This window comes from Bacillus sp. CPT56D-587-MTF (assembly GCF_058792335.1).
Genome location: NZ_JBYTEF010000001.1, coordinates 1 through 15,922, shown reverse-complemented (window position 1 = coordinate 15,922; position 15,922 = coordinate 1). Strand labels below are relative to the sequence as shown.

The 15,922-nt window shown below is 37.3% G+C and carries 13 protein-coding genes; all 13 read right to left on the bottom strand.

Annotated features, from left to right (window positions below; all coding sequences use genetic code 11):
• Positions 1 to 104 precede the first annotated feature (104 nt).
• The gene (locus AC3WVZ_RS00065; protein ID WP_233935840.1) at positions 105 to 4,199 is read right to left on the bottom strand and encodes a phage tail spike protein; all 4,095 of its coding nucleotides are present in this window, start codon (positions 4,197 to 4,199) and stop codon (positions 105 to 107) included.
• Positions 4,196 to 5,677, bottom strand: a complete 1,482-nt coding sequence (locus AC3WVZ_RS00060) for a distal tail protein Dit (RefSeq protein ID WP_233935839.1) — start codon at positions 5,675 to 5,677, stop codon at positions 4,196 to 4,198. Before AC3WVZ_RS00060 ends, AC3WVZ_RS00065 begins: the two co-directional genes overlap by 4 nt.
• A gap of 14 nt (positions 5,678 to 5,691) precedes the next feature.
• On the bottom strand, positions 5,692 to 9,540 hold the full coding sequence (locus tag AC3WVZ_RS00055) for a phage tail tape measure protein (RefSeq protein WP_233935838.1): 3,849 nt from the start codon (positions 9,538 to 9,540) through the stop codon (positions 5,692 to 5,694).
• A gap of 220 nt (positions 9,541 to 9,760) precedes the next feature.
• Positions 9,761 to 10,078, bottom strand: a complete 318-nt coding sequence (gene gpG / locus AC3WVZ_RS00050; protein WP_233935837.1) for a phage tail assembly chaperone G — start codon at positions 10,076 to 10,078, stop codon at positions 9,761 to 9,763.
• Positions 10,079 to 10,126: 48 nt separating this feature from the next.
• The gene (locus AC3WVZ_RS00045) at positions 10,127 to 10,723 is read right to left on the bottom strand and encodes a major tail protein (protein WP_233935836.1); all 597 of its coding nucleotides are present in this window, start codon (positions 10,721 to 10,723) and stop codon (positions 10,127 to 10,129) included.
• Positions 10,724 to 11,083, bottom strand: coding sequence for a tail completion protein gp17 (gene gp17, locus AC3WVZ_RS00040; protein WP_233935834.1), 360 nt, complete (start codon positions 11,081 to 11,083; stop codon positions 10,724 to 10,726).
• Positions 11,080 to 11,517 (bottom strand): HK97-gp10 family putative phage morphogenesis protein, encoded by a 438-nt coding sequence (locus AC3WVZ_RS00035; RefSeq protein ID WP_233936613.1) that lies wholly within the window; start codon positions 11,515 to 11,517, stop codon positions 11,080 to 11,082. The genes gp17 and AC3WVZ_RS00035 overlap by 4 nt, the downstream gene beginning before the upstream one ends.
• Complete coding sequence (locus AC3WVZ_RS00030; RefSeq protein ID WP_233935833.1) at positions 11,510 to 11,833, bottom strand: phage head closure protein; 324 nt, start codon at positions 11,831 to 11,833, stop codon at positions 11,510 to 11,512. Before AC3WVZ_RS00030 ends, AC3WVZ_RS00035 begins: the two co-directional genes overlap by 8 nt.
• Positions 11,820 to 12,107, bottom strand: a complete 288-nt coding sequence (locus AC3WVZ_RS00025; protein ID WP_233935831.1) for a head-tail connector protein — start codon at positions 12,105 to 12,107, stop codon at positions 11,820 to 11,822. Before AC3WVZ_RS00025 ends, AC3WVZ_RS00030 begins: the two co-directional genes overlap by 14 nt.
• A 20-nt stretch (positions 12,108 to 12,127) precedes the next feature.
• The gene (locus AC3WVZ_RS00020) at positions 12,128 to 13,300 is read right to left on the bottom strand and encodes a phage major capsid protein (protein ID WP_233935830.1); all 1,173 of its coding nucleotides are present in this window, start codon (positions 13,298 to 13,300) and stop codon (positions 12,128 to 12,130) included.
• 37 nt (positions 13,301 to 13,337) lie between these two features.
• Entirely contained in the window at positions 13,338 to 14,048 is a 711-nt protein-coding gene (locus AC3WVZ_RS00015; RefSeq protein ID WP_233935829.1) for a head maturation protease, ClpP-related, read from the bottom strand.
• Entirely contained in the window at positions 14,035 to 14,217 is a 183-nt protein-coding gene (locus AC3WVZ_RS00010) for a hypothetical protein (RefSeq protein ID WP_233935828.1), read from the bottom strand. The genes AC3WVZ_RS00015 and AC3WVZ_RS00010 overlap by 14 nt, the downstream gene beginning before the upstream one ends.
• A 10-nt stretch (positions 14,218 to 14,227) precedes the next feature.
• A partial coding sequence (locus AC3WVZ_RS00005) for a terminase large subunit (RefSeq protein WP_233935827.1) occupies positions 14,228 to 15,922 on the bottom strand: 1,695 nt, incomplete at its 5' end.

Below are 15,922 nucleotides of genomic sequence, written 5' to 3'. Positions count from 1 at the left end.
TTTTCCCTCCCTCTATCCATACTCCTCATCTATATCAAAAAAGAGAGACAAGAATTGCCTCCCTTTTGTTAGCAAAGCCCTATTTTGTACAAAATAAAAACAGCTTATGGCTGCTTTGGTTCCTCATTTATTAATTGTTGTACTAATACCTTTAATTCATCAATTTCAGCTTTCATTGAAACTTTCTCAAGTTTTTCTGCTTCAAGTTGTTCTTTAAGAGTGTCAACTTCCTGCTTCAACATACCGTGGTCAAATTGAAGATTTTTAACTTCAAAGTCAACTTCTTGTATTGCTTGAATAGAAATTGAAACCGAGCTATAAAGTGTTACAGCGTCTTTCTGTGGTGTGGTGAATACATCGTCAGGGTCCTCCGCAATCATACCGTAATTAATTGGAAGTATAATAGACTCCCCTGACTCGAAGCGTTCAACATCTCTTATAAAGTGATACTGTTTGATGTTTACAGAGTTGATTTTATCTAAGGCAGAGAATGGAAGGTCTTTTATATCCGTTTTAAGCTTACGAGAAGAATTAGGGATAAATTCTTGCGCCCACATACGCCCTGTAGCGCTAATATTCTCTTGCGCTCGTAATGTTCTTAATTCTATATCTTTCCATCCCTTACCCATCATATCTTTAATCTGCAAGCCATTGTTATAACCTTGTACAAAACTTGACCTTATCATTGCATTACCCATAATTAAATCATGATCGGTGGTGCCGTTTACGAAATGTATTTTATAGTCACTGCCTTTTCTTTTGAAAGTAAACTGCCCAGCGTTATTTGTAAAAATATGTGGTTCAGTTGTCGTTACAGAGAAGTAACCATATCCTGGAGCCCATCCTTCAGATTCAAAAATAATATTATTCAAGTTTTGAAAACGAAATTGTCCATCTGAATATACGCTCAGATGTCCACCGTCATTATGCATTTGAATATAGTTTGACCAAATATTAGTTCCTTCTGCATTTTCTCCTTTAGAAATCCCAAATTTCGCATATGCTTTAGAAGGTTGATCAACTCCATTCATTCGTGGCATGACTTGATAAATATAAAATGATCCTGTACCAGCGTATTTTCTATTATCAGAACCAAGGACTAATGAAGGTTGAATACTTCCATCATCTGTTTCCATAAATCCTATATAGCCACGTGGCTTATCCGAATCGAAAATCTTCATGTCTTGCTTATTTATTTCAACAAATCTATTTCCACTCGTTTTAAGTGTTACTCCTTCTAACACTTGTCCTTTAATATGACTCGCTGTAATAAAACCTTTTAAGTTAATCCTGTTCGCATTCAAAGTAATGTTTTCTTTACTCATATTAAATGCTGCGATTACATCATTTTCTTTTACAGATATGCTAACACCCTTTTCAGTTAACTGAAGACGGGTTTCCATATCTCTTACATAAGAATCTTTTGCAAATTGTCCATTTGCTTGCTCTATTGTGTATACTTCTTTCTTTTTTGCTGCGGCATTGATACCCTCTTCATTTATAGTGAAACGGTTGTCGATCATAGTCATTTTCTGATTAAATTGTTCCGTTGCAAGCTTGTTAGCTAATTCGCCCAACAAGTCTTGTTTATTTTTATCAACTGTTTGCTTCAACTCAGGGATTTTAAACCCAGCAACATAATTCTCTACTTGTTTCAGCTCAACTTTACCTTCAATTGCTTTCGCAGTATTTTCCCAACCAGCTTTCGCCTCTTGTAATTGTCTTCCTTGTTCTGTCTGCGTATTTTGTATGAAAGAGACATTTTGTTTAATAGTAGTTGCATCTTTTTCTACAGTCGCAACACGCTTATCAAATCCACTTTGATTATTTTCCACTTTTGTTATTGTTTCTTTGATACCATCTACACTTTTTGTAATTTCAGTGGTTTTCTTGGTGAATTCATCGGTTGTTACTTGATCTTCTGCCGCTGGTTTATAGTCTGTTGCTTTATTTCCAATTTCAATTTGCCATTCTTTTAATTCGATCATGCCTTTAACATTACGTAATAGCGTTTGTGGATTGAAAACCTCAATTGCTTTATCTTTAAGATTATAAGTAAAGGAATATGTTTTCCATTCTTGATTTGCGTTAACATCACTTTCGCAACGAACACCAGGCCATAATTGTTCACCATCTTTATACTTTATCCACACTTCTACCCCAGCCCATGGATTCGGCGTTCCCTTTTCATATCCAATAGTTCTAGCTTTAAAACTAATAGTAAACTGCTGCCCTTGTAGCATCGATAAACCATCCGGCACAATTTTAAATGACTTATTTACTATATTAGACACTATTGTTCCTGTGTCAGATTTAAGTGTGCCACCTGTACTTAACAGAATGTTACGTCCGCCAATCTTCATATCATCAAACTTTTTCTCCACACTACTTAACTTCTCGGTGACTTTTCCTGCTTCTTCTTTCATTTCAGTTGTTGTTTTCTTAAGCTCACTTGTTGTTTGCTGCACATCAGAAATAGTCTTCTTTGTACCTTCTACAGTAGATTCAACTGTATTTAATTTATTGCTAATGTCAGTATCTTTTTTCGTTAACGATTCAATAGAAGTTTTAAAGCTATTAGAATCCTGTTCAAACTTAGTTACTTTTTTATCGATTTCACCTTGTTTATTTTCGATATTAGAAATGGTACGACTGACACCTTGTAAACCTTCCTGTACTTTATTGAATTGTCCTGTAGCTTGATTCTGTGCTTCTTGGACTTTTTGGTTTAATTCTGTTTTTGTGGCCTCAATATCTTTATTAACCTGCTCAAGTGTTGCTTTCTTAACAGATTCAACATCTGGTACAACCGATTCCCAAGCTGTACCTGTCCATATTTTTAAAATGCCGGGCTTTCCGTTACTAATATCACGCCAAAGCGTTTTATTAGGTTTAAGACCTGTTGTCGGTGGATTCTTAGCTTCTATAATCTCAACAGTATTATTTTTAATATTCTCTTGTACCTTTTCGGCAAGTGTTTTCGCTGCTTCTGATTCTTTCTTAGCGTTACTTGCTGTTTCATTGGCTTCTTTCACTAATTTATCTAGCTGATCCAACATTTCTTGTTTCTCACCGAATTTACTAAGGATTCGATTGTAAATCTTTCGTAGTTCCTCGTTTGGGTCTACTATCTCTCGATAATCCCCAAATTCGTATTTATCTTGTGCAGGATCAGTGAATGATTCGTCACCAGCAATAACACGAGCTTCAAGATATAGCTTAGGTATGAAGCCTGTATCTTTGATTCGGATTGTATCGCCTTCATTGATTAGTTCATGTGCTAGTCCGAAAATGCGACCAATCGATTGTGCCTCTACTTCATACGAAACGGAAGAATTAATACGTTTTTTCAGTTCTATTTCCATTAATGTCATTAAACGTTGTGGCGTCATATGTAACTCTTCTGTTTCTGGCGTATAAAAACCAAACTTATGCTTACCACGTTCGTTCCATCGTTGAAATGCATCATTATCAACAATATACGGAAGTCCCCTGTTAATACCTTCAATGGTAATTACATTATCGCCTTCACCTTTTACAAATCCGACTAGTGCTGTACAAATATCTCTTGAATGTTCAATACGTGTAACACCTATCAAATCTTTACCTAACTCTATTTCTTTACCAGTGTCTCGGCCGCGCCTTTGAATCATATCGACATACCATCCAACTATTTGTGACCCTTGAACCTCAACACGATACTGAATTTCTAATTTGAACAAAGAAGCTATTTTCTTCAAAAAGGTTAACGGATCCATAAATTCATCAATGGTCATAGTATGAAAACCTGCATAATCTGTTTTTCCACGTTTCCATTTCATGCCTACAAGAGCCATATCGATAAATTCGTTTACTGTTTTACCTTCTATCCTTTGTGGTTTTATAATGCCTGATTTAGCAATTTGAACCCAAGCTCCTGAAGCATATGTGGTAATGGATCGTTTGTCTGAATTCTTCTCTGTTTCTGTAATGACATATGGTACAACTCTTCCATCGCGAACTTCTTTTAGAACAAGGTTTTGTTGTTGTAACGTAGCCGAATGAGTTGTTCCATCAAAGACAGCAAAATCCAACATATCAACATTGTTTTTCAGTTCCCAATGCCTTTTGTCATCCCAATAGTCATTTGGCTGAATAGCTGCAACGATTTGATCTGTTTTGAAATCCACAACATGCAAAATCCCGCTTGGTGTTCTCATCTGTATCGCTCCCTATAACTAACAGTTGCTTTAACATCTGGTGGCATGATATCGATACGATTCTCACCACGTATTACAGTTGGAAAATTACTAAAAATGTCTTTTAAATTAATCGCGTTTTTACCGTTAATGGTTACAAGACTTTTTTCTGTATCGATTATAACCTTGTCTCCCGTATCAAAAATGTAAGGCGGATTATTTTGAGTATTTAAATTCACTTTCCAGAATTTTAAATCTGAAACGGTCATTGCTTCTACTGGCGGTACATCCTGCCATTGCATAATACTGATCTGAATTTGTGCTGCTTTTTCCATGTGATAGTTATTTTCATCAGTCCACCTTGCAAATCGTTCTGAATCATCCTTTTCTGTCCCCGGAAGGAATTTCGAAATATAAGCCTCCCATACATTTCCCGTTCTAGCTATCCATAATCTTCCGTAATATTGATTCCATGTATTCGGATAATCACCACTCTCATAAATCAAACCTATTTTTCCCGGCTTATTATCATATCCAATTACCATTGTTCCAAAATTTTGTTCAGCTTGCCAAAACACATCAGACATAGCAATTTTTGAAAGCACCTTGCTATTTTCATGAAGTATTGCTATCTCAACTCTACCCATTTCATTAATCTTTTTACTCTTACATGTAACATAGGCTTGCATAATAAAATCTTGTACTGGACCCCCAGGTATATTCTTTTTAACAGCTGCTCCATGCCATCCTTTCCCTGTACTGGCACCAAAATCAGAACAAAAGAATTGGTATTTATCTGACTTCATTTCACCAATTGGATTGCCATCCTCCATTGAACTAACTTTACTCCACCCAACAGTGGTAGCCATTTCGTCCCATATAAGTCTTTGATTTCTTTCTACGGGTAATTGCTCTGTTTTCAAAGGATAACCGATTCTGAAGTAATCACGATTATACGGCTGCTCACCAAACCACACATCTAAAAATGTACTTGGTTTTTGGGCCTCCACTTCAATAATTGGAGGTGCTTCTATATTCCCTTGATTGGTAAAAGAAGTTACCACTTTAGTAGAACCATTTTGAGAGAACGTATGAGTATTTTGTTTTCCTAATTTATATGGCATCGGACAAACAAAAGTAATGACACCTTTTCCTCTATTGACTACCTCATCCAAGTCTACAGAACCATCAATTAAAGCTAGATATATCCTGTCTAATTCATCATCAAAAATAAGTTCGGCTGGTTGCTCTGTATATAGCCAATCCGCTAAATCTTCTTTTACCTTTTGTAAATCAGCCATATCTTTTTTCGCTTTAATTACAAGAGGAACATCAATACGACGTTCCTCTGTTTCTGTATTAAGAAAAAGAGCCCCTGCGCGATGAGGGACTCTTACTAATTTTCTTTTAACTGGAGCCCAGGAAGGGCGTTTTCTTCCAACTAGCATTTGAATATAATCTTTTCTGACCTTATTAAAAGTAAAACTGAGTTTCCCCAACGTGCTCACCACCTTTAAAATTCCGCTTTTCTTTTTTGTTCACGATCTTGAAGCTTGGTAGTATATGCGTAACTTCCGTTCGCTAATTCTTTTCCATCTAAAACGTTGGTCATATTTACAGTTAAATTTAATTCTTGTTCTCTACCTGATCTATCCGAGAACATAGTTCTTGCTGTAGGTGCGTTGTTATAAGGTGATTGTGGTTGCGTATATCCATTGAAATCACCCAGTGCATTATGCGGGATACTATAATGCGAAGTTTGGAATCCAAAATCAAAAACAGATGGCATATTATTCATTTGTTTTTTTACAGTTCCAACTACATTTTTTGCTGCATCCACAACAAAACGTTTCCCTTTATCCATACCAACCCCAACACCTTCTGGTACGGCACTACCAACTGGAATCATCACTTTAGATGGACTATTAATTTCTAGCGCTCCAGAAATAGTCTTTTTAATCTCTCCAGCAATGCTTTTCGCCTTACTATATAAACCACCTGTCGCATCATCCAACCCTCTTTCGAGACCTTCTATAATGGATTTACCAATGGAACGTAGATTTATAGTACTGAAGAATTTTTCAACTGTATTCCACTTATCTTCAATATCGCTCTTTATTTCTTTCATTTTATCAACGACAGCTTTTTTCTTTTCTTCAAATTTCCTTGAAACTGTATTTTTTATCTCTTCTACCTTGTTGCTTGCGGAAGTTTTTGTTTCTTCCCACCATTTTGTTATACCTGACCAGGTTTCTTGCATTTTTCGAACCACATCATCTTTCATGACCTGGTATTTGGATTTTATCTGACCCGTTTCCCAATCCACTTGATTTGCATGTTCACCAGCCTGTGCTTTTGCTTCACTCACAATTTCCTTATGCTTATCTCGCGCTGTAGAAACTGTGCTATTATATTGACGATTCGCTTCCGCAATAGCTGCATCAGCTTCTTCTTTGTTCAGTGTTCCTGATTCATCTCGCAAACGTATCGCATAGGCAATTTTATCATCACGAGTCTTTTTCGCATCTTCAATCACTTTATCTCTTGCTTTGGCACTATTTTCAACAACTTCTGCTGCTTGTCTAGCTGTAATTTCACTAGCTTGTACACGCATATTCTCATAAATAACTTTTTGTTCTATTTGATTTTTAGACATATGTTGGATAGCTGTCCGATCCATTTCATCTTGTAAAGCCTGTAAAGAAATTCTTTCAGATGTAGTAAAGTCACGCTTTTCATTTGCTGCTGTTTGAATGATTTCTTTGATTTTATTTTCTTTTTCTTGTGTTTTTAACTTTTCTTGTTCGTAATGTTGATTCATTTGTTCAATCCGCTTATTTTCTTCTTCCGCGGTTAACACATAAGAATCCGCAAAGAATTTTTTAAGTCCCTCAACTTCTTTTTGTTGTCTTGCATTTGTTTTTTCTATAATCGTGTTACCTAACTTGTCATATTGGCCAATTAACTTCTGCGACTGTTCTTCTGTTATCACTTCATGGTTCAATCTAATTTCAGTCAACTTTTTTCTAATGCCATCAGACAGCTTGAAATACTCACCAAGAACTTTCTTTGTGGAAGAACTTACTTTCCCCTCTGTATTCGTAGCAAAGCGATCTACTGAAGCAATACTGTCCTCTGTTGCTTTTTGATACCCTTTATATGCTAATACCCCAACACCAACAGCGGCCGCTACCACACCTAAAGCAATTGCTACAGGTCCCAATGCTGCGGCCAACAAACCTGCGACTCCACCTGCTATTCCTAAAGATGTTGCTAACGTTCCTAATGCAACCCCTAAAGCACCAATCCCTGAAACCACCATTCCAACAGCTGCTAGAACGACTCCAATAACCGTTGCAATAGCCGTTAAAGCAAGCACAATACCACCTGTAATTGCAACGGCCTTTTGTACTGGCCCTGGTAATGAGTTAAATCCATCCACAAGCTTCTGCAATCCAGCAACAAAAACACTAACCACAGGAGCTAGCGCATCACCAATTGTTTTTTTCATTGTGTCAAACGCTCCACTTAATTGTTCGATGCGGCCTTTCAACGTGTTCATTTTCGTGTTAGCTGTCTCCAAAGCGGTTACTTTAGACATTTCCGTATACATTTTGTTTACACCCTGTGAACCTTCGTTAAATAAAATCGTTGCGCCACGAACTGCATCTGATCCGAATAACGTTTCTAACGCCATACTTCTTTGCTGATCTGTTAAATCTTTCATGGATTCTTTCAGAATACCAGATATATTTTCTAAACTTTGAATTTTCCCTTGTTGATCATAGAATTTCGACGATAAGAAAGCGGAACTGGTCGCTAACTCTCGGAATGTCGTATCACACTTATCATTCCATTTCGTTACCCCTTCCGTTTGCATGACATATTTTTCTAGTGCAACCTCGATGTCCCCTACACTTCTAGATGCTGGCGTAACACCATTTTTCACGAGGAAATCAAATCCAGCCTGCGCGTTATATGTGATAAGACCTAAATCCGCCATCTTGTTATATGCTTCTTTCGTAGATGGGTTCAACCTCATCAGCATCGTTTTTAAAGACGTACCTGCATCTGATCCTTTTAACCCATTCTGAGCGAATACGGCTAAAGCTGTTGCTGTATCTTTAAATGTCATACCCGCACCAGCCGCAACTGCTGCGGAAGCTGACAAACCATACTTCAATTCATGTACATCAGTGGCTGAAGCGTTAGCGGCTCCTGCAAGTAAATTAGCAGCATCTGTAACACTTAAACCATCCTTTTTAAATGCATTCAATGCGGTAGAAGCAATTTCAGCCGCTTCACCTAGCTCTAATTCTCCTGCTGCCGCTAAGTTTAATGCTCCTTCTAATCCACCATTGATAATGTCCGTTAAACTAACGCCGGCTTTTATTAATTCTTCAATCCCTTTTCCGGCTTCAACAGAAGAATATTTTGTATCTTCCCCATACTTAACCGCTAATTCGGAGAGTTTACTCATTTCTTGTCCAGTCGCACCCGATACAGCCTTTATGTTTGCCATCTGTTGCTCAAAATTCATGGATTCTTCCACAGCTGATTTTAGACCTCGACCAATTGCATACGTCATTCCACCAAACACCATGCCAATTTGCATGCCGGCGTTTTGTAAATGATTACCCAATGACTCCATTCGGTTTCCAAAATTGAGAAGTCTATTTCCTTGTTGTTCTAGTTCACGATTCGACTGCTGTAATTCTGTTTCAAACCGATTCAGTTCAGCGGTTGCCCGATGAATTTGCTCGGCATATCGCTGTGCGGATTGGCTCGCTTCACCTTCTTCTGCTTTTGCACGATTATAGGCTTGTTGAAGTTCCCTAACCTTCTCTTTTTGCTTATCTACTATACGAGACAGAAGGTCTACTTTCGCTTGCATTTGCTCCGTTGCATGAGAAAAACCGCCCATGCCTGTTGTAATAGACTGAAATTCAGCCTGTAAGGCTTTTAAAGCGTTGTTTAACTTATCCATTCCTTTTTGTTCCGCTTGACGGTTTACTTGTTTTAATTCATTTTCGAATCTATTTAAATCAGCGACCGCCTTATTAACCTGTGAAGCGTATCGCTGGGTTGCTGCATCATTTTCACCTAATGTAGCTTTATTTTGATCGTAGGCTTGTCGCAAAGCTCTAACTTTTTCTTTTTGCGCTTCAATAAGCCTGCTGAGTGTATTCATTTTCGCTTGCGTTTGTTGACTAGCATTGGCGAAGCCACCCATTCCTGTACTTACAGATTTCAGCTCATTCTGTAATGTCCTAACCGCACGGCCTGAGTTTGCGATACCTTGCCGAAAGTTTACGTTATCAAGGGATAACCTAACGACTAAATTATTCATTTCATTCGCCACAGTCTCACCCCTCATTAAATAATGTTTTCGGCCGGAACTTCCATTTCATTTGAGTTATAATTTTCTCTATTTGATTGATCTTGTTCACGATATTTTTGATTTAGCCTTAAATAATGCCAGATATCCATTTCGTTATCGATATGATGATGTTTATACCCCTGACGTAATAAAGAGAGGTAGAGCTCGTCCATAAACTCAGTGAACGTGAGCCCTCCTCCCTCTACGCGTTTGGGTTTGTTTCTTCTCCAGTTCCTGGTGTGCCACCAGCCGCTCCCACAGTTTCATTGATAATCGCATTAATTACATCTGAAGTTGTTGATAAAAATTTACGAGCATCTACACCATCCCAATATTGATCCAATGTAAATTGTTCACCGTACACTTTTACTACATATTGAACCATTTTATCCATGTCCTCCGGACCAGGGTTATTTGGAATATCCGCAAGCTCAGGCGCTTGACGAATCAAACGCGCTGGAATGAATGTTGGCATATTAAAAATGTGTTGTTCTCCATCAATTCGTAAAGATAATTTCATCGTTTCGTCCTCCTGTTAAAAAATAGAGGGATTCCCCCTCTATTTCATTTATTTTGGTGATGGCGTTACCGCTTTTTCATACACCTTTTTAAACCAGTTATCTCCCACAGCTTTTGTAAAGGTAGGTTCATCAGCATCCGCTGTAAATTTAGGCCTATCGTCAAAATCACGCTCAATAAATGAACCTTTGAGTTTCGTTGTTTGGAAGTTAGGCTTATCCTTCTTCGTTTCGCCTTCTTCTTCCTCTTGTGAAAGCTTCCCTTTTAATAACCAAACATATCGATATTTCCCATTAGCCTTTAAGAAACGCCAGCCGATTGCTAAATAAGGCTTTTCACCTTCGCGTCTCTCATCTAGCACACCGTCTTTCACTTCAGGATACCCTTCAATATCTGCTTTTGTTGATAATGAAATACTACGAAGTTCAATCTCTACTTCTACTTCAGACTCAGCAATTTCCGATTTTTTGTTATCGCTCCACATAATCTCCGAAGCTACCTTTTTAGATGTTTTAATCTTTACAGCGCCTTCCATTTCTTTCACCGCACTATAATCAACACCTGTTGCATCATCTTTTAATAACTTTGCGTAAACAAGGCTATCTACACCGACAGTTGAACTAATTTTAATCACTTCTCCGGCCATCTATAACTCCACTCCTTTTGCGAATCGCATCGCGTAATGAAAAATTTGTGTATCATCTTCATATAAATCAGCAACCGCATAGCGTGAAAAACCAATACTTTTCATGATTTCATTCACTTTTTTATGGATTGCTGTTGTACTGCCTTTCGACCAAATATCGATTTGGAATGTAATTTCACTTTCACTTTCCTCGTTATCTGCAAAACTATCTGGCCTATTGTCTAATTCAAAAAACGTAATACGCGGAAACTCTTCAGCGTTTTTGGCTTTACGATAATAAACACGTTTTCCACCTAATAAAGAAACAAGCCCCTGATTATTTTCAAGAGCTTGTACAATTTCGGGTCGTAAATTTATCATAGATTCAACCTCATTTCATTCTTCAAAATATCTGTCATAGCACGTACCGCATCCGCTTTAGAAGCATTAAAACCTGGTTCTATAAATCGATGTGCTGGCATTTTAGAAGTACCCCACTCTAAAAACTTTCCATAGAAATATGGAGAACGATCCGCTTTATCTATTCCAATCTTGATCGTTTTCACACCATCTTCCATTCGTGCCTTTGTAACTCGTATATTATCAAGCAAGTGTTGACCTGTACGCCAAGGTTCACTTTTTGATGGTTTCTTAGGACTTGAACTTCTTGGTTCACTTCTTTCTGCAATGGCTTTTCGAATTTGCTCACCACCAGCTGCAAGGACTTTATCTTCCATCTTTTCTCCACGTAAACCCATTTGTTCTAATTCAGATATCAAGCGATCAAAACCTAAAAAATCAACACCATCACCCATTCGTTCCACCACGCTTCCACATGATTGATAAGGTATGTTTTTCAGTTGGAATAACTGAAACAATGTCATACATTACGTTCTTATACTTAATCTTCATATCAGCATTCACATCAGCACGATATCGGATTTCTGTTTCACCTTGGATTTCGCTATTAGCTGCGGCTGCTTCAAAGTATTTTCTTCCTTTTAAAAAAATAAAAGAGCCCCATACAGTAAAAGAATCCTTATAACTTTCTATTGGATCACCATCTGGGCTTTTTGCTTCATCGTCTTTCACTTGAAAGGTAAGACGTTTATCTAATTTACCTGGATTCACTTGAATCACCACCACAATATTGCAACTGAACTAATATCGATTGCAAACTAAATGCCAATTGTTCAGCCTTCCCAACCGCTTCACGGTTTTCATGCCAATGAGAGATTAAAATACGAGCTGCTAATTTAGCACGCTCGCTCTTCAAATCTACATTTTTACTTGTAGCATTTTTAATATACATTTCAGCTGCGATTACGAAAGATGTAATGAGATCGTCCTCTTCATCACCATCCACACGAAGATACTTTTTCACTTCCTCCAATGTTAGTACCAAGAAGGACACCTCCTACCGGATTACGCCCCTGCTTTCGGTGTAACCACAATCTGTCCATATACAACCGCTTCTGCATCCCATAATGTCACGTCTTCACGTTCAATTGCACGGAACTCAGAAGTGTTTGTTCTCCAGGCATTTCCGCCTTCTTTCGTCATATCAATAGATAATTGTTTTCTATCCCAAAGAATAACTGCCTCTTTTAAGTCACCAACAATGAAAGGTGCTTTTCCGTCTTTATCTGTCGCAATTGTTTTATTAGACAACACAATAACGGGTTTACCAGCGAACAGCTTACGAGTTGGATTTGTTGGATCTGGTTGAAGTAGTGGGCGTCCATTTTTATCTTCTAACTGATCTAAGTAATTGAATCCATCTTGGTTTGTAATAATGTTTGCTACAGCCGAGAAAGCTGGATCTAATGTAACATGTAATGCTGTTTTAATGCCTTTATAATCTTTTAAATCAATTTTTGTTAATTTGTTGATTTCTTGTAAAATTAAATAATTACGAGTTGCAATAGATTTTTTCGCAATCCATTGACGTAAATAACTTTCTAAAGCTTGATCTGTATCATCTAATAAATCATTTGGTACTGGTAAAAAACCTGCATAATCCTCAATTGCATAAGATAAACGATCGAATTCAGGAGAAGCAATTTCTTGCATTGCATTTGGTTTACCGTACTCAGATAATGGCGCAAAAGGTGTAGATGCTGCACGTTTTTCTAGTGTACGAGCTCCCTTATTTGTTGAAACAGGTTGTACATTTACGTATTGTTCTAAACTATCAACCGTTTGTTTTAATTGATTGATAGTTGTCGTAATATCTTCCGGAACAATATAACCGCCATCTTTACCTGAATTCTCTGATAAGGCCGCTTTATATTCCTGCATAACGCTTGCTTCTTCATGACTTAACTTTTGACCACGAATAGCTTTCATAAATACTTCTTTGTACGATGGATCTTCATTTTTAACTGATAATGGAGGCAAGACTTTTGCTTGTGAATTTACAGGGTCAGAAACTTGAATTTGCATCATTGCTAGATAGTTATCCAATTCATTTTTCGCATTTTTCGCTTCCTCAATTTTTGCCTTTGCATCCTCATATTTACCGCTATTGTTAAATTCTTCTGCTTTCGCTTTTAAATCAGCAACTTTTTGTCTTAATTCTTGTTCACGTTTATCCATTCGATATTTCCTCCTTGTTTTGGCACAAAAAATAGACCTATAGCTCTAACAGGTCTAGTGCATTTTGTATTTTTAATTGTTCGTTATTATCCTTCTTTGGAATAGAAGGAACTTTTGCTACTACTTTGTTAGGGGTTTTTTGGTACTTATCAAAGTAATCACTACTACAAGCTGCGACTTCTTTTGCTTCCACAACTTCAATATTAAAGTATTTCTCGGCTTCTTCACCACTTAACCAAGTCTCAGCATCTACTAATTGCTGGATCTCTTCAATTTCAATGCCTTCTTTCAAGTTTTCCTTGTATACATTCATAATTCCAGACTCAAGGTTATCCAAGTCCTCTGCCATTTTACGAAGGACATTTGCATTCCCTCTACTAACAGTCCATGGTTTATGAATCATTAAAAATGCATTAGAAGGAACAACAACGCGATCCCCAGCTAGGGCGATTACGGAAGCAATTGAAGCTGCAACACCATCTACATAAACAGTTTTTTGGGCCTTATTGCGCTTTAACATATTATAAATAGCTAAACCAGCAAATACAGAACCACCACCACTATTTACATAGATATTAAGGTTACTTTTATCATCCAATTGCCCTAAGATAGTTTTCACATCATCCGGCATAACATCCGAATCATCCCACTTCCAGCCAGTATTATTTACAATATCACCATAGATAAATAGATCCGCTGACGATTCTGTTTGATTTTTAATAGTAAATACGTCTTTAATCGTCCTCACCTCCCTTGTATCTTCTTATCATTACCACCCCCAACATTGTGAGAATAACCCCTAACAGATACCAACCGTAAATTGGATTAACAAAAAAAGTCGTCCCAACAATAATGGCCAACCCCGAAATCAATAGAATATCTTCTAAAATACTGATGAAAAATAATAAAAACCGCATGTCATTCCTCCTAGAATGAGAAATCTTGACTTAAAATATAGGAATTTAAATCCACCTCACCAGAACCCAGCATACAACGAACATGTGAGTTAATGACAGCCGCAATCGGATCGATTCTTTCTGTTGCTTTTGACTTGTCCAACATGATGTTTTCGTTCGCATCCTGTTTTGTTATGGCATTACTCGTTGCCCAATTTAATACAGGATTGTTATTGTGGATGACTTTCTTTAAATACACTTGCTCACGAAAATCTTTTGTAGGGCCTGATAAAGTTGCCATACCTTGGCGTATTTCTACCATGGTATACCCTTCCGTCTCCATGTCTTGCATAAATTGCGTTGCGTTCCATGGATCCGCACATATTTCTTTAATCTTAAATTTATGATCTTTTTCCATATTTCTAATATGTGTTTTAATATATTCGTAATCCACTACTGCACCAGGTATTGTTGTAATCCATTTTTGTTGTACCCATAGATCATAAGGGACTTTATCCGTTTTTCGTTTTTCAGCTAATGTATCTTCTGGCATAAAACTATGACTCAAGACGATGTATATATCATCCTTTTTAAACTCAAATGAGATACTGGTTAAATCAATTTTGGCTGATAAATCGACACCTACTGTACATTCCAACCCTTTTAATTCGGATAATTCCACCGTTTCCTTGCAATCCTTCCATTTTTGCATATCCATGTATCCATTTTCTTTCATATCCACCCATCTATTCATGTTTTTCGTGAGATAATTACGCATTTTCTCAGGTACATCAAGAGCTGATTGAAGTTCTCCTTTTAAAAAAGAACGCCCTTCTTCATAACTACATAGGATTGGATTTGCTTTCTCCCACACTTCTGGATTCGTAATCTCATCATCTTTATCTAACTCATTAACCATGACAAAGTATTCTTCGTTTTCAATATCAATATTAGAGTCCAAAATCTTAGAAACGTATTGATATTCCACACGATAGCAAGGATGGCTCAAATTGAAACCAGCTGTCGTTATAATCATCATGATTGGATTCGGACGGGCGCCCGAACCTGACACCAGAACATCATAAATTTCAGAAGTAGGATGTGCATGATATTCATCGATAATTCCGCACTGGACATTCAGTCCATCACCCGATTTCCCAGCATCTTTTGATAGCGCTGAAATAAAAGAATCGGTTTTAAGATGCTCAATTTTCCCATACGCAATATTGAACTTTTCTTTTAAATCGTCACACCCATTCATTTGTGCTTTGATTTCATTCCAAACAATTTTACTTTGTTCCGTTTTCGTAGCGCCAATGTATACTTCTGACATATTTTCACCAAATGCCATCGCTTCATAAGAACCTACACAAGCTAAAGATTGAGACTTTGCGTTTTTACGTCCGACTTGCCAATACGCCTTTTTAAACCGCCTTAATCCTGTATTACGATGAACCCATCCGTAAATATTGCTAAATACAAAAATTTGTATCGAATGGGGTTCAATTCTCTGACCTGCTAATTTTCCTTTTGTATGTTTAAAAAGAGACATCCATTTTAAGAAACGAAGTGCCTTTTCTTCCTTAAAAACATAGGGAAAATCTTCAGATCCTTCACGTTCAATATCTCTTAAAAATCGTTTACAAGCCTGTTTATGCTTCTGACAAGCAACAACTTCATCGTTCAGTACATCATCACAGTAGTCCAACATCCATTGTCTGATCAT

What these genes read in the sequence shown, in the direction of transcription:
- AC3WVZ_RS00065 (WP_233935840.1), bottom strand. Translation starts at nt 4,199, where the DNA reads ATGAGAACACCAAGCGGGATTTTGCATGTTGTGGATTTCAAAACAGAT.
- gpG (WP_233935837.1), bottom strand. Translation starts at nt 10,078, where the DNA reads ATGAAATTATCTTTACGAATTGATGGAGAACAACACATTTTTAATATG.
- AC3WVZ_RS00045 (WP_233935836.1), bottom strand. Translation starts at nt 10,723, where the DNA reads ATGGCCGGAGAAGTGATTAAAATTAGTTCAACTGTCGGTGTAGATAGC.
- gp17 (WP_233935834.1), bottom strand. Translation starts at nt 11,083, where the DNA reads ATGATAAATTTACGACCCGAAATTGTACAAGCTCTTGAAAATAATCAG.
- AC3WVZ_RS00035 (WP_233936613.1), bottom strand. Translation starts at nt 11,517, where the DNA reads ATGGGTGATGGTGTTGATTTTTTAGGTTTTGATCGCTTGATATCTGAA.
- AC3WVZ_RS00020 (WP_233935830.1), bottom strand. Translation starts at nt 13,300, where the DNA reads ATGGATAAACGTGAACAAGAATTAAGACAAAAAGTTGCTGATTTAAAA.
- AC3WVZ_RS00010 (WP_233935828.1), bottom strand. Translation starts at nt 14,217, where the DNA reads ATGCGGTTTTTATTATTTTTCATCAGTATTTTAGAAGATATTCTATTG.